Consider the following 14635-nt stretch of genomic DNA (forward strand, 5'->3'; position numbering starts at 1 on the left):
TGGTTTCAACTCAATCGTTCTTGATTATAGCAAAGCTGGGATTTCTCGTCAACATCTGCCAGTTCCCGGCTGTTATTTGCCGGGTAGCGGATCACGTCTTCCGGATGAACCAGAAGGATCCTCTTACCACCCACATCTCCCGTCAGCTTTAACAATTCATTCCGGTACTCCGGTGCAAACAAGACCGGATTTCCGTCTTGTTCTTGCCACGTCACACAGGCAATGCCTTTTCTGTTTTTGCGAAACGCGGATAGCAGCCCCTTTATCGTTTCCCCTGTCAGCCACGGCTGGTCGCAGACCGAGAAGCAGACTGCATAATGCTCCGGAATCTGCTCTAGTGCAAGATGGATGGAATGCGAAATTCCAAGAATGCTTTCAGTATTTTTCACTGCTTCAAACCCATCCTGTTCCAGGTCTTGTAAAATTTCATCATACTGGCTGACTACGATTTTCTTTGCAAAACAGTCTGGCGTGACCATATTTATCTCGTCTGCCACATGGCGGTACATCGGCTTATCCCCAACCATGGCAAGAAGCTTGTTGTCTCCATCCCCAAATCTCCGGCTGTCTCCTGCAGCAAGAAGCACCATGGCAACCGGAATATGCGCATAAGGCTGGTACCGATGGTTCAAAATTGCCTCCAGCACACCGCCTCCGATCGATGAAGCTTTGTCCGATACCGTAAAGCAATGCTTTACCTCACACCGTGGATCGACATCGCCGGATTTCAGGCCAGTCGTTACTTCCACTCCGTCCTGCAATAATCCCCGCAGCACACCGTCGATCTGAACCTTTACCGGTGTTTCATCCACATATCCAACAATGTCTCCAGCCTTCACTTGTGCGCCAATTTCGACGCATCCACGGAATGTTCCGTCTGCCGGTGCCTTGATCAGACGCTCCAGCCCGTATCCGCCGATCAGGCCCGGAATCCCGGTATTGGGGATGGCACTGCCAGACCAGATGCACCGCCCCAGGTAGTGCCCGCGCTTCGTCTCTACGACGCAGTGGCAGTCCTCTCCGGCCGTAAATCCAGGACCTACTCCGATCACAAATGGTGCATCTGTCATGTGCGTTCCAAGATTTCGCTTTGCCAGAATGGCATCGACCAGCACATCCGGCTGAAACTCCCGGATACAGTCTGCATGCTCATCTACCATGACTGCAATATTTCCATTCCCGATTTCTTTTTCTGCCATGTCCACCGAATCACACAGCACTCCGGTGACATCTTCCACCTGCATCCGTCCCAGATACACAGCCGGGGAAAATGCGACTGTGCGCCGCACCGTTGTCGGCACTGCGATTTCCGTCATAAGGATCTGGAATCCGGCACGGTAAAGGCGCAGCGCAATGCCGCTGGCGAGGTCACCGGAGCCCTTGACCAGGACCCTCCCCGTATTTCTGGAAGCTTCCATTATTTTTTCTGTTTTCTTTGTTTCCATCTGATTTTGTTCCCCTCCATTTTATCTTTTTGCTCTGTGCTGCCCTTATTTTACCGCAGCTTTATCTTCTCCTGCAGAGCATGCCTCCCTCGTTGTCCGGACGCAGGCCTGCTGCAGCTTTTCCGGAAGTGCATGTACAACCATTTCAGAAAGCCTCGTTCTCTTTCTGTATCTGCCTGGTTTAGAATGATCCGGTAATACCGGCCCCCTGCTCCCTTCCGGCTTCCCCGCTCATCCATCAGGATCAGTGCAAGATCTTCCGGCTCTATCCGGTCTGACGCGTTCCGTTTCAGCCACGGCCCATGCGTTGAAAAGCGAAAGCAGCTGCTTTCAAACGTTTCGCCCAGCGCCGTCAGCCCTGCACATGCCACGACCAGGCCGGTCTGCGGGATCAGTACCGGCTCCGCAGAGGAAGGCACCTTCACTGGCAGACATTTAGAACCATCTGCTTCGATCAGGATCACATCGAACCAGGAAAGCAGCATTTCCATCACCGTCTCTTCTCCCAGATCCTCCGGCTTGCAAAGCTTCCCCTCTCCTCCTTCTTTTTCCGTCCGCTTTCCGGCGGCAAGGATCCGTCCTTCCTCCAGCCTGTATTTTTGCTGGTCCGGTTTATCCTGCCCAAAAAGCCCGGACAGTCTTGGAAGTACTACTGTTTCATATTGGTCCGGCTTAAAAATATGGGTACTGGTCGTGACCAGCACTCTGGCGCCCCTGTCTGCCAATTCCCCGGCCAGATCATACATCGTGCTGGTCTTTCCGCCAGCTCCAACCAGGGAGACCACACGCGGCAAACTGTGCCAATCTGCAAAACCAAGTGCCTCCAAAAGGCTCTCCGCTCTCGCAAAACTGTGTTTTTCCGGATCCCAGCATTCCACAAACGGCGCTTTTCTTTGTTGTTTTTGCTCCGCCTGATACCCGTGTTTTATCTGTTGTTCTGTCTGTTGTTTTCGTTTTATCCATTGATTTTGTTTCATTTTCTGTTTTTGTTCCACTCCCAGATTCTTCAACCGTCCTTGTTCTTTTCCCCTTCCCGTGCTATACTATGGTACTGGATTATTGGCACTACGTCCACTTCAACCGGTAACCGTTAACCCCAACATCATTCTATTACAAACGATCATGAACCCATTCTATCATTTTCGCGCCCTTTCAGACAAGACTTATGACCGGATTCTCTTTTTTTGTGGTCTGTTCCTGCTTTTGACAGAGCTCTACAAGCAATGCTTTTTATATTTTATCATTGACCATGGGCACTATGACTGGTGGTTTTTTCCTTTCCAGCTCTGCAGCCTGCCCATGTATCTGTGTCTTTTACTTCCTGCCTTTAAACCCGGGCCCAAAAAGACGGCGGTCTATACCTTTTTGCAGGACTTCAACCTGCTCGGCGGTCTGGCTGCCCTGATCGTGTCAGATGGTTTTCGCGGTATCCACTGGACGCTGACCCTGCACGGCTATGTATGGCATATGCTTTTAGTATGCATCGGCCTGTTTGTTTTCTGTGGCGGCCGTTCCGACCTGAGCCGGAAGGGCTATCTCCGCACACTCCCACTTTTCTTTCTAAGCTGTGCGGCCGCTTTCCTGATCAACATTCTGGCTCCCGGTCATGGACAGGCCGATATGTTTTATATCTCACCCTACTACCCAAGCACCCAGCCGGTGTTCCATGAAATCGCCCTGTACATCGGCATTATGCCCGCTAATCTGCTCTACCTGCTCACAGTCTGTGTCGGTGCGGCCATTCTTCATGCTTTGTTTTGCAAGGCTTCCGCCTGGCTGCATATTCCACAGTATAAAAGCAGATGAATTGTTTACGCAGCGCATGAACCGTAACGGGAAAATCCGTGGATGCGCCACTGGCAGCTTCCCGTCAGGCAATGGAAAAAGGTCCCACGCATTTATGCATGAGACCTTTTTTCATTGCTTTGTATATTTCATGATGCTTTGTTTCTCTTAGCCGCTATCCTTTTCCGGATCACAATATAACAGATGATATGTGCCGTAAAGGTAATGACCCAGGTGACCGGATAAGAAATATAAAGCGTGGTCAGTGTCCGATGCATCGCAAAAACCGTAAAGATCCAGATTACACGGAAGAGGCAGGCGCCAGTCAGGGACACCAGCATCGGCACGACAGAATATCCAAGGCCTCTTAATCCGCCTACCATGGTATCCATGATGCCGCACAGAAAATACGTTCCGTTGATGATCCGCATTCGCATCATCCCGTAGGAAATTACCTCTGGATCAGAGGAATAGATCTGTAAAAGCTTTGGTCCGGTCAGCACGGCACCGCCGCCCATGACCACGCCTACCACAATGACTACCCCAAGGCAGTACAAAAGGATTCTGGTAACCCGCTTCATCTTCCCAGCTCCGTAGTTCTGGCTGGTAAAACTTAATGCAGTCTGGTATACCGCATTCATCGCATTATATACAAAGCCCTCCACGTTTGCAGAAGCCGTGCTTCCCGCCATGGCGATGGAACCGAACGAGTTAATAGAGGACTGGATAAGCACATTCGATACGGAGAAGATCGCACCCTGGAATCCAGCCGGCAGGCCGATCTTTAAGATCAGCTTTACCTTCGACTCTGTCAGTCTCAGCTTCTCCCGGCAAAGACGGTAAGAGGAATCCGAATGAGCCAGGCAGCGCACGATCAGCACAGCGGAAATGCACTCAGATACAACCGTTGCCGTCGCAACACCAGCAACTCCCATAGACAGGGCAATGACAAAAAACAGATTCAGCACCACATTCACCGCACCTGCAAAAAGCAGAAAATAGAGCGGCCTTTTGGTGTCTCCCACCGCCCTTAAGATCGCACTGCCAAAGTTGTAGGTCAGCGTGGCCGGCATGCCAATGAAATAGATTTTCAAATACAGGGCAGCCAGCGGCAATACGTCATCCGGCGTTCCCATCAGTGTCAGCATTGGCCCTGAAAAGCATACGCCGATAAAGATCAGCAATATCCCGCCTGCCAGTGCGATCATCATCGCTGTGTGTACGGTTTCCTCCAGATCCTTGTGCTTCTGGGCACCGGAATACTGGGCCACCAGAACATTCGCACCGATCGACAAGCCCACAAACACGTTGATCATCAGGTTGATCAGCGCTGTGGTAGATCCAACTGCAGCAAGTGATTCCCTGCCCGCAAAATGCCCGACCACAATGATATCAGCGGCATTAAACAACAGCTGTAAGATACCAGAAAGGATCAGTGGTACCGCAAAAGCTATGATCTTTGGGAAAAGCGGTCCGTTGCACATGTCCATTTCATAGGTTTTTCCCCTTTTTTTCGCTGTCTGTTCCATCATTCTTCTCCTATTTCCCTCCAAAAACCTGTATCTCTATTTCTGATTCCTGCAATGCAGGACCTGAATCTTTATAAATAACGGTAGATCAAAAGTGCAACCGCCACACCGATGATACTTGCCATCGTAATGCGGATCGTCAGGCCAAAGGTAATGACCAGAAGCCCGAGATTTAAAACCAGTGGGGTATCCAGCCCAAAGGATTGTCCAAAATTCAACCAGGATAACAGGCTGATCGTCTTCGTTGCTTCCCCGAGAAAACCACCGAGCACGATCCCTGCTAAAAGCAGCAAAAGCAATATCCAGAAATTTTTGTTTTTCATCGTCTGTCCCCTCCATATATATCCTGTAACGCTTCCATACCTTCACAGCTGCAGCAAGGTTACGATTCACGCGCTGCACAAACGCATTACATCTGCTTGCGCACAATCATGTACTCGTCTCCCAGACGGTAATAGGGGCAGTCATAGAATTTATCCTCCATGAAACGTGCCATCTCATCCTCGTCGAGATTTACCTCGCACACATAGCACTCGTAGTCTTCATCATACTCATAATACATACAGCTTTCGCAGCTTCCCTGCTGTTTCTTTTTTTTCATGAATTTATTCCTTTCACGTAACTGTCCGGTTCCTTCGCAGTTACCTTTCACAACATTTACTGCCTCATGCGCCTGCAAAGTTTTTTTCCAGCCGCTTTGTCACATTACGGTTGCACCACAGGGATAAGATGCTTCCAACGCTCCAGCCAAACGGCCAGGACAGCCAGACTCCGGTCACACCCAGAAAAGATGCAAACACAAAAGAAAGCACTACCCTGAGGATCAGGTCAGAAAAGGTTGCCAGCATAAATTCCTTCATGGCCCCGGCACCGCGAAGCATTCCGTCGGATGCCAGCTTTAAGGCGATCACCAGGTAAAACGGTGATACAATGCGCAAAAACTGGATACCGGTCTCCATGGCCACAGCACTTTCCTCCTGCATGAACAGAGACATCATCAGACGTCCAAAGCCGAAAAATGCCACAATGAACGGCACCGCCAGAAGAAGTCCCATTCTGACACCACCACGCATTCCCTGCTTTACACGGTCCACCTTTCCCGCTCCGATGTTCTGTGCCGTGAAGCTGGAGATTCCGTTTCCAAGCGTTGTAAAGCTGGTGATCGTAAAGGTATTCAGCTTGATTGCTGCAGAATACCCGGCAATGACAGAGGAGCCGAAGGAGTTGATCAGTCCCTGCACAAAAATATTTCCGATGGATACAAAGCTCTGCTGCAGGATGCTTGGAATCGCGATTCGTGCGATCCGCTTCAGCATATCCATGGAAAAATAAGCAGCCCTTTTCTCTGTTTTTATCTGTTTTAGCGTCCTGCCATAGTGAATAAGGCCAGAACACAGGCAATTCCCTGGGCTATAAAGGTTGCCCATGCCACACCGGCTACACCCCAGTGCAGCCCCGCCACAAACCAGTAGTCCAGGAAAATATTTCCAAGCGAAGATCCGATCAGGAAATACAACGGTGTTTTGGAATCTCCCAGAGAGGTAAAAATACCGGTTGCCACATTATACAAAAACAGGAACACAAAACCACCGATATAGATTCTTAAATAAAGATCACCCAGACTGAATATATTTTCCGGTGTCTGGATCATGCGCATCAGCGCCCGGCTTCCAAAAAGTCCAAATACGGTCAGCACGACCGACAGCACAGAAGCTGAGATCAGGGTCGTATAGACCGAGGTTTTCATCTGCTCATACCGTTTCGCCCCAAAGAACTGGGATATGACTACGGAACAGCCGATATTGCTTCCAACTGCAATTGCCATAAAGATCATGGTGATGGGATAGGAAGCACCCACTGCTGCCAATGCATCTTCCCCGGCAAACCGGCCGGCAATGACGCTGTCTGCAATGTTATACAGCTGCTGGAAGATCACACTGATAAACATGGGAATGGTAAAGCGCCATAACAGGCTTTGCGGGTTTCCTTCTGTCAGGTCTTTCATCATAATACGTTTTCCTCACATTCCTTTCAATCTAAAGCAGCTTTCGCCCGGATCAGCTCCGGCGCCAAAAGCCGCATCCTTAGAATGCTACCACTTTTTTACAAATTATGCAATTCAGATTTTGCGGTTGCTGCACACGCGTGCGTATCCAGCAACGGTTTTGGAATATTTTTTCAGAAAACCTCTCTCATTTTCAACATGGGATAGCCCGCTGGAGGGTCAGGGAATAAATCCACTTTTCCCGGACCTTCTTACCTGTCATCTGGCTTAAGGCGCGCTCATAATAATCCAGCTGGCGTTTGTAATGCTCCAGAAGGATGCGGCTGCTTCTGGTCTTATCCGTCTTATAATCGACCAGGACTAGCTCTCCGTCTTCCTCAAAATAAGCATCGATGATACCCTGGATCACCACCAGCTCTCCACTGTCCACCGGGCCAACCTCCCTGGCCGGCACTCCCATAACAAACTGCTGCTCCTTGTGAAGCATTCCTGCTGCCTGGGCCTTCGCCATACGTTTTCCCATCCCGGACTGCAGAAATTCCCAGATCATGCCGGTATCGACCAGATTTTTATTTTCCTGCGTATACTGTTTTTCTGCTACAAACTGCTCCAGCCAGTACTCCACATCCTCCTGGCTATGGATCTGGTCAAATGGCAGAAGCTCCAGCGCACGGTGGTACGCCGTTCCCCTTGTGGCACCATCGGATTGTGGCTCAGGCTCTGCCGCCTGGTCTGCTCCGCTGTCCTCCTCCGTCCAGGTAAGCACCGGTGCAAAGGCTGCTCTGCTTCCTCCTCATCGGTCAGCTGGCCCATCTTTTTTAGTTCTGAGACCGACATTTTTACATGCAGTGTCACATCTGCAGCATGGGGATATGCAAAGCCAAGATGCTGCCCCAGACGTTCTGCAAATTCTGCATCATATGTTTGGTCCAGATCAAGCTTTAAAAGCTGTTCCTTAGCACTTTTTTTCAAAACCTGCTGCTCCAGTTCTTCCCCGATAAAATCTGCCAGCGGAACCTCATCCACCAGGACCCGGAGACCGTTTCCTGTTTTTCCCGTGCACATCAGAATCCAGTCCAGATACGATGCCGCTTCGGAAAGGATCGTGTAAGGGATCTGTCCATCCACAAGCGGGACCTGGCTGTATTTTTCCAGCGTCCTCTGAAGGCTTTTATCAGTCCCCGTCATGATCAGCTGTTCCTTGGCGCGGGTCATCGCAACATAGAGGACCCTTAGCTCCTCTCCCATGCTGTCCAGTTCCATTTTTCTGCGCAGGACATTTTTCTTGAGCGTAGAGGTTTTCACACGGTGCTCCACATCCAGATAATCTGTCGCAATGCCAAGCTCCGGATCGATCAGGACTTTTCCATGCACATCCTGTTTGTTAAATTTCTTTCCCATTCCCGCAAGAAAAACAACCGGGAATTCCAGGCCCTTACTTTTATGGATGCTCATGATGCGTACCGTGTTATCTTCCTCGCCAACAACAGAAGCCTCCCCGAAATCAGAATTGTACTTTTTCAGGTTATCGATGTAGCGGATAAAGTGGAACAATCCCTTATAGCTGGTTTTTTCATAAGCTGCCGCTTTTTCTACCAGCATATCCAGATTTGCCCGTCTGGTAGCCCCGGCTGGCATCGCAGATACATAATCATAATACCCAGTCTCCTCATAGAGGCGGTAGATGAGCTCATGGATCGGCAGATAAGAGGCCAGCAGACGGAAGCGCTCCAGCCTTTCAAAAAAGCCCTTTAGGCCTTCCCAGCACATGGCCGCCGCATAGATACCGCGGTCCTGTCCTTTGTCAGCCTGGCTGCGGTAAGCAGCCATCATCCGGCAAGCTCCTTATCGCTCATTCCAACCACCGGGGATCTGAGTACTGCCGCCAGCGGAATATCCTGCATGGGGTTGTCGATCACCGCCAGCATAGCAAGAACTGTTTCCACCTCCAGCGTATTAAAATACCCCATACGTGACTCCGCATAAGCCGGGATTCCTGCATTCATCAGGACCTGTAAAAGAGTCTCTGTCCATTCCCCCGTGCTGCGCAGCAGGATCACGATGTCCCGGTACTGCGCCGTGCGGTAGCCGCCAGTCCCAGAGAGCTTTTTATCCCATACCAGAGGCCCTGGTCCGGATCTGTCAGTCTCCGGATCCTGGATGCGATCAGCTTCGCCTCCAGCTCCTTTGCAGTATAATCAGCCGCATCTTCATCCAGGTCTTCAAGGGCCTTTGCCCCTGTATCGACCATAAGAAGCTCCGGGATCCCGCCAGTATGGCTCCCGGCCGGCGGCTCAGCAAAAACCGCTCCGGGATTTAATGCCGCTTCCTTTGTATAACGGATATTTCCCATGTTTTCCGTCATGATCCGGTAGAAGATGTCATTGATCCCCATAAGAACCGTATCGCGGCTTCGGAAATTCTGGTGAAGCTCAATCTTCTGGTCTGGACCATCTGTCTCCGGTTCCAGCGGATACGCCGTATATTTTTCCAAAAAGAGCTCCGGTCTCGCAAGGCGGAAGCGGTAAATACTCTGCTTCACATCACCTACCATAAACACGTTGTGCTGACCAAAGCGTTCCCTCGAAACAGCTCTTAACAGCTCTTCCTGCACCAGATTACTGTCCTGGTATTCATCGACCAGCACCTCCCGGTACTGCATGCTCAGCTCATCGGCTGCATCGGTATAAACCGTTTTTCCATCCTCCCTGCGGATCAGGACCTTTAAGGCCTCATGTTCCAGATCGTTAAAATCTACCAGGTTTTTATCCCGTTTTTTTTCCTGAAACCGCCTTGCAAAGTCCTCTGCCAGATCAAGCAGCATACCAATTGCTTCCCTGGTACCGCAAAGATCCGCAAACATAGACTCCACAGAATCAAAACAGTACATTTTCTTCATTTCCTTGACTGCTTCCTTTACACGGTTCCTGCAGCCGGTCACATAAGCCTTTTTCTCCGGATCTGCCTCCTGCTGCGCACCGTTGCAAGACGCCCAAAGCCAGCAGCAAAAAGCCGTTCATGGAAGGCCGGGAAAGCTTCTGCCTCTGCGAGGCCCTTTAGCATATGGACATCTTCTGAAAATGCCGGCTCATAGGCACACAAAAATTCATCCTCCAGACAGATGTCCCTGGCCTCCTCCATCTGGTCTTTTAATTCCATGACCTGGCGCTTTAGATCCTCCATCAGAAAATCCATCCATCTTCCGGATTCCTCATCCGCAAGCTCATTTCTGCAGGCTTCGATCCACTGCTCCGGATAGGGATTACTCTGGGAAAAATCGTAAACCTGCCTAATATAGTCTTCGATTCCTGCATCGGTCTTTCCCTGGGCAAAGGTCTCCACAAAACGCTCAAAGCGGCTGTCACCGGAAGCATAAAATGCTTCCAGAAGTTCTTCCATGACATCTGCCCGCATTAAAAGCAATTCTCCCTCATCCCCGATGCGGAAGGATGGGTCCAGATCCAGCTGGTTGAAATGTTCCCGGATCACATTCAGGCAAAAACTGTCGATCGTCGTGATCTGGGCATGATGGACCAGCGTAGCCTGCATCTGAAGATGCTCATTTTCCGGATGCTCCTTCAGCTTCTGTTCAATCGCTGATGCGATCCGCTCCCGCATTTCTGCGGCTGCCGCATTGGTGAACGTCATGACCAGAAGCTCATCGATCCCCGGCGGATTTTCCCCTTCCGTCACCATACGGATGATGCGTTCTACCAGCACTGCTGTCTTTCCGCTTCCGGCTGCTGCACTGACTAAAAGATTTTTCCCCCGGCTTTCAATGACCTGGCTTTGTTCCCTTGTCCAGTTTACTGCTGTTCCCTGCATATTTTCTCCCAGATCTCCTCTGTTTTTTTCTTTTTCCACCTGTTAAATTCATAGCCGGAGGTTTTCCGGTCAAACCCGCACACCGCATGGTACAGACAGTAATCACAGGCTGTTTTTTTCCCATTCTTGTAAGGCTCTACCCCGATCTCTCCATCCAGGATCTCCCGGCCCGCCTCCTTCAGCTTCCGGTGGACAAACTGGCTCAGCCGTTCAAAGCGTTTCCGGTCCGCCACAGAAGATTTCGCTTCCTGCACCTTACCATCTTTTAAGACAACCGGGATCACATCCGATTCCTTTTCAATGGTATGGTCCAGATGCCGCACCGCCTCCAGTTCACTGTTCACCAGGCCGTTCATGCAGAGCTTTTTTAGGATCTGCGCATCAATCTGCTCCTGATCTGGCTCTCCATTTTTGTCTGCCAGCGGATCATCAATGTTATAATAGAGAATTCCTGCCGGCACAATATCCTTTTCCGGATACTGCTTCTTCGCCAGCTCCGTCACCGCATCCATATAAACAACCAGCTGCAGCTGCAGTCCATAATAAAGAGCCAGAAGGTCGAACGAGGTTTTCCCTGATTTATAATCAATGATCTTAACATACACCTTGTCCCTATCCTCGCATACATCCATGCGGTCGATCCGTCCGCGCAGATGCAGCGCCTCCTGGTCTGACAGCGCGATTTTCATCGCCTGAAGGTTATCTGCCGACGAAAAGGATACCTCAAACCCAGCCGGTACAAAATCGCCCTTCTGGATTTGCTGTTGCAGGGCCCACACCGTACGTTTTGCGATCTGCCCGACACGGCGGGTCAGATACTCGTTTCTTGCTGAGCTTTTTAAAATGGTATTTCCATAGCTTCCCGTGACAGCAGCTACGCACTCTTCCACCAGCGCATCCCGTGTCTCATCGCTCATGGTATGCCAGTCATATTCCCGCTCCTTTACCTCGCGGAAGCATAGATCGATCGATTCGTGGAACAGCGTTCCGATATCGGAAAATGCCAGCTCATAGCGTTTCCGCTCTAAAAGCTCCAGACCATACTTGAGAAAATGGCCATATGCACAGGCTGCATACTGCTCCAGGCGTGTCACGCTTCCACTTAAGATATTTCCGTATAAAGCATTGGCCACTGCATGGGAAATTCCCTGTTTCTTATAGACGAAAAAGGCCGCATCCATAAAATGGTGCAGTGCTTCCGCATAGGTTTCTGAGGAAGCAAACCAGCGGTACAATTCCAGAAACTGCTCACTGGTGCTTCCGTCACGGTATGCATTCAGGCCATCTGCAAGCCTTCTCTTTGCCTCCGTCACGGAATAGATCTCCTGGCTGTTCGCACTTTCCTGGTCTTCGAATGGTGCATCCAGGAACATGCCGCGAAGCTCCCCGACCAGAAAAGACGGCCTGCGGCTTTTTCCGTCGGCCCCCGTTCTGGACCACGACAAAATGAGCCGGTCCGATGGCTTTGTCATCATCAGGTACAGGTAAAACCGCTGCTGGAAGCTTTCTTCCCTGGCAGTCGGAGCCAGCTCCATATGGTGGGCTCCCAAAAATTCCCGGTCCCGGTCCGAAAGCAGGCTTCCGGATTCCCCGCGATGGTACGATCCCGTCATTAACACCAGCAAAAAAGAGTACCTTAATGTGTGCCAGGCGTGTCCGGGTAATATCTCCCACCACAACCCGGTCTGCCACTGCCGGGATCACACCCACCTTCAGCTCTGCAAAGCCGGCATCCAGGATTTCCAGATACTCCTTCCGGCTTACGCACTCTTCACCCAGAAGATCAGAAAGCCGCTTCAGCATGTCCGTCACAAGTCCATATACCTGGCTGTACTCCTTTGCCAGACGGTGTTCCCCGGTTTTTTCAAAATACTCCTGATAGCTGCTTAACCGTTTTTCCGCCTGGCAGTCCTTTAAAAGCTGCAGCACAGCCGCAGTCATGTCCGCGATCGTAAGGTGCTCCCTGCGGAATGCCTCCTGCATCGCAAGCAAAGGAGCCAGCACCTGGTCTTTAAACTGGTTCAGCTCCGTTACATTTAACTCTCCTGCCCCACGGTAAGTATTCTCCCAGACCTCCCGGTACCGTCTGCCGCCGCGGATTCCCATAGCAAGGATATAATTTTCCAGACGGTCCAGCTTCTCCCGCTCCAGGCTTACCAGTCCGGACCGCAAAAAGCGCATCACACTCTCGTAGGAAAAGTCCTGGCGCACAGCTTCCAGTGCTGCGCGGACCAGCTCCACAAGACTGTTATCCAGAATGCTTTTCTTATCGTCCAGGAAATGCGGGATCCCATTCTGGGTAAACTGGTGTACGATTTCCTTTCCATATCCGGGAAGATCCCCGGTGATCACAGCGATCTCACGGTAACGCACACCCTTTTCCTGCACCAGCTTCTGGATCTGGTGAACGATCTGGTTTACCTCTCCCGACGGATTGGAGGCCTGCCAGAACGCAATGCTCCCTGCCTCCAGTCTCTCTGGATTTTCTTTTTTCTGGATTCCAGTGTCTCCTTTTTGCTGCACTCCGGCAGCTTCTTTTCCTTCGTTTTGCCTGAGACCATCTGTCTTATATCTGTTTTCTGCCCCATAGCGGAACAGATGCTGCTCCAGCCAGGCAAGCTCCGGGCTTTTTGCAAAGCGCCGGCTTTTCTGGTCTGTCAGTAAAACATCCGGCAGCTTTGGAACCTGGTTTTTCTCCGCAAGCTCCGACAGACGGAATACTACCTGGCGGCTCATATAAAACAGGTTCTGGATTCCCATCTTTCCATAAACCCCTGCATGCGCATCTGCCGTTACCGTCACATAAACCTTCTTTGCATAAACAAGAAATAATTCCGCCAGCCGGTACTGGACCGGGGTAAAGCCTGTATAACCGTCCAGTGCGATCACACTGTTTCTGATCAGCTTTGATTCTGGGAGCAGGCGGCAGAGCACATCCAGCACCTGCTCCGTGGTAATATAGTGTCCTTCAATATATTCCTGAAATCCCTGCTCTACCAGGGCCAGATCCTCCAGCTTCTGTCTTAAAAGCGGTGATTTTGCCTCCGGAGCCATTTCCCGCAGAGCCTCAGGAGTGATCCCGTACTGGTAAAATTCCGACAGCATCGACTTTAACTGTCCGACAAAGCCGGATTTATTTAATTGCCCGCCAAACAGGACGAGCTGGCGCTTCTGGGCAGCTGCCACCTTGCGCAGCACCATAGACTTGCCCATGTCATCCAGAACTGCCAGATTTTCCACTGCCAGCTCCTCAAAAACCGGTATGCAAGCCGGGCAAAGCTGACAATATCGATATTCATGGTGCCATGGCAAGGATGTCTGGTTACAATGTCCTTCTGGGTCTGCATGGTAAACTGCTCCGGCACGATCAGAAAAAACTGCTGCTTAGGGTGCTCCATGGACAGGCGGATCAGCTCGTCATATAAAAGGGTGGTTTTTCCGGAACCTGCTCCGCCTAAGATCAATTGCAATGCCATGTTGTTTGTCCTTTCCTGTTCATAATCGTTATTTAATCCTTATCAGAATCCGTTCCATCCAGTATAGCATAAAACCCTATTTCTGAGAATAGATTATAGCAAACATCACCGGAGGTCTCCCCATGAGTTCCAAAACAAAAATCGTTGTCCTGCGCATGAAAGAAATTATCTATACTGCGATTTTCATTGGCCTTGGAATTCTTCTGATCCTGCTTCTGCTGGTTATGTTCCGCCCGAAAAAGGAAAGCAGCGCCGCACCTGCAAGCGCACAATACATACCAGGCGTCTATGCCTCCTCCATTACCCTTGGGGCCCAGGAGGTGAACGTAGAGGTAAGCGTGGATGCGAACCGCATCACCTCGGTCACCCTGGTCCCGTTAAGTGATGCGGTTGCGACCATGTACCCGCTGATGCAGCCATCCTTAAATAACCTGACCAGCCAGATCCTAGACAGCCAGTCCCTCGAAAACATATCCTTTCCAGAGGAAACCCGCTACACCTCCCAGGTACTTTTACAGGCCATTAAAAAAGCACTAAAAAAAGCTGCACCCACAGCCTGACCAGCAATCT

15 protein-coding genes and 1 pseudogene are annotated in these 14635 nt (G+C 50.7%); 2 read left to right on the top strand and 14 right to left on the bottom strand.

Annotated elements, in window-relative coordinates; genetic code table 11:
* Window positions 1-5: 5 nt before the first annotated feature.
* A complete protein-coding gene (gene yqeB / locus DXA97_RS01910; protein WP_118718397.1) occupies window positions 6-1445 on the bottom strand; it encodes a selenium-dependent molybdenum cofactor biosynthesis protein YqeB in 1440 nt (479 codons plus the stop codon).
* 50 nt (window positions 1446-1495) lie between these two features.
* Window positions 1496-2323 carry a selenium cofactor biosynthesis protein YqeC gene (gene yqeC, locus DXA97_RS01915; RefSeq protein ID WP_182436772.1) on the bottom strand — a complete coding sequence of 276 codons (828 nt, stop codon included), beginning with the start codon at window positions 2321-2323 and terminating at the stop codon, window positions 1496-1498.
* A 157-nt stretch (window positions 2324-2480) separates the two neighbouring features.
* Here yqeC and DXA97_RS01920 point away from each other — a divergent pair, with 157 nt between their 5' ends.
* A complete protein-coding gene (locus tag DXA97_RS01920; protein ID WP_147355532.1) occupies window positions 2481-3251 on the top strand; it encodes a YwaF family protein in 771 nt (256 codons plus the stop codon).
* 128 nt (window positions 3252-3379) lie between these two features.
* Here DXA97_RS01920 and DXA97_RS01925 read toward each other — a convergent pair whose 3' ends face one another.
* From DXA97_RS01925 to DXA97_RS21795, 12 genes and pseudogenes are all read right to left on the bottom strand, one after another.
* Window positions 3380-4762 (bottom strand): MATE family efflux transporter, encoded by a 1383-nt coding sequence (locus DXA97_RS01925; protein WP_243032000.1) that lies wholly within the window; start codon window positions 4760-4762, stop codon window positions 3380-3382.
* Between the two features lie 68 nt (window positions 4763-4830).
* A complete protein-coding gene (locus DXA97_RS01930) occupies window positions 4831-5082 on the bottom strand; it encodes a DUF4321 domain-containing protein (RefSeq protein WP_118718401.1) in 252 nt (83 codons plus the stop codon).
* A gap of 86 nt (window positions 5083-5168) precedes the next feature.
* Complete coding sequence (locus DXA97_RS01935) at window positions 5169-5360, bottom strand: DUF6472 family protein (protein ID WP_118543430.1); 192 nt, start codon at window positions 5358-5360, stop codon at window positions 5169-5171.
* Window positions 5361-5424: 64 nt separating this feature from the next.
* Window positions 5425-6767: pseudogene (locus DXA97_RS01940) on the bottom strand (MATE family efflux transporter).
* Between the two features lie 190 nt (window positions 6768-6957).
* Window positions 6958-7431, bottom strand: a complete 474-nt coding sequence (locus tag DXA97_RS20605; RefSeq protein WP_243107541.1) for a PD-(D/E)XK nuclease family protein — start codon at window positions 7429-7431, stop codon at window positions 6958-6960.
* On the bottom strand, window positions 7362-8597 hold the full coding sequence (locus tag DXA97_RS20610) for a 3'-5' exonuclease (RefSeq protein WP_243107515.1): 1236 nt from the start codon (window positions 8595-8597) through the stop codon (window positions 7362-7364). Before DXA97_RS20610 ends, DXA97_RS20605 begins: the two co-directional genes overlap by 70 nt.
* The gene (locus tag DXA97_RS20615) at window positions 8594-8824 is read right to left on the bottom strand and encodes a 3'-5' exonuclease (protein ID WP_243107516.1); all 231 of its coding nucleotides are present in this window, start codon (window positions 8822-8824) and stop codon (window positions 8594-8596) included. Before DXA97_RS20615 ends, DXA97_RS20610 begins: the two co-directional genes overlap by 4 nt.
* Window positions 8821-9705, bottom strand: a complete 885-nt coding sequence (locus DXA97_RS20620) for a UvrD-helicase domain-containing protein (protein ID WP_243107517.1) — start codon at window positions 9703-9705, stop codon at window positions 8821-8823. The genes DXA97_RS20615 and DXA97_RS20620 overlap by 4 nt, the downstream gene beginning before the upstream one ends.
* Window positions 9702-10589 carry a UvrD-helicase domain-containing protein gene (locus tag DXA97_RS20625; RefSeq protein ID WP_243107518.1) on the bottom strand — a complete coding sequence of 296 codons (888 nt, stop codon included), beginning with the start codon at window positions 10587-10589 and terminating at the stop codon, window positions 9702-9704. Before DXA97_RS20625 ends, DXA97_RS20620 begins: the two co-directional genes overlap by 4 nt.
* Window positions 10571-11902: a PD-(D/E)XK nuclease family protein gene (locus DXA97_RS21785; protein ID WP_347561420.1), complete on the bottom strand. Its 1332-nt coding sequence runs from the start codon at window positions 11900-11902 to the stop codon at window positions 10571-10573. The genes DXA97_RS20625 and DXA97_RS21785 overlap by 19 nt, the downstream gene beginning before the upstream one ends.
* The gene (locus DXA97_RS21790) at window positions 11853-13829 is read right to left on the bottom strand and encodes a 3'-5' exonuclease (protein ID WP_347561421.1); all 1977 of its coding nucleotides are present in this window, start codon (window positions 13827-13829) and stop codon (window positions 11853-11855) included. The genes DXA97_RS21785 and DXA97_RS21790 overlap by 50 nt, the downstream gene beginning before the upstream one ends.
* Window positions 13727-14065: a hypothetical protein gene (locus tag DXA97_RS21795; RefSeq protein ID WP_347561422.1), complete on the bottom strand. Its 339-nt coding sequence runs from the start codon at window positions 14063-14065 to the stop codon at window positions 13727-13729. Before DXA97_RS21795 ends, DXA97_RS21790 begins: the two co-directional genes overlap by 103 nt.
* Window positions 14066-14187: 122 nt before the next feature.
* Between DXA97_RS21795 and DXA97_RS01955 the strand changes: the two genes are divergently transcribed.
* Window positions 14188-14625: a hypothetical protein gene (locus tag DXA97_RS01955; RefSeq protein WP_118718402.1), complete on the top strand. Its 438-nt coding sequence runs from the start codon at window positions 14188-14190 to the stop codon at window positions 14623-14625.
* Window positions 14626-14635 lie beyond the last annotated feature (10 nt).

The organism is Clostridium sp. OF09-36, from assembly GCF_003481985.1.
Lineage (GTDB): Bacteria > Bacillota > Clostridia > Lachnospirales > Lachnospiraceae > Brotaphodocola.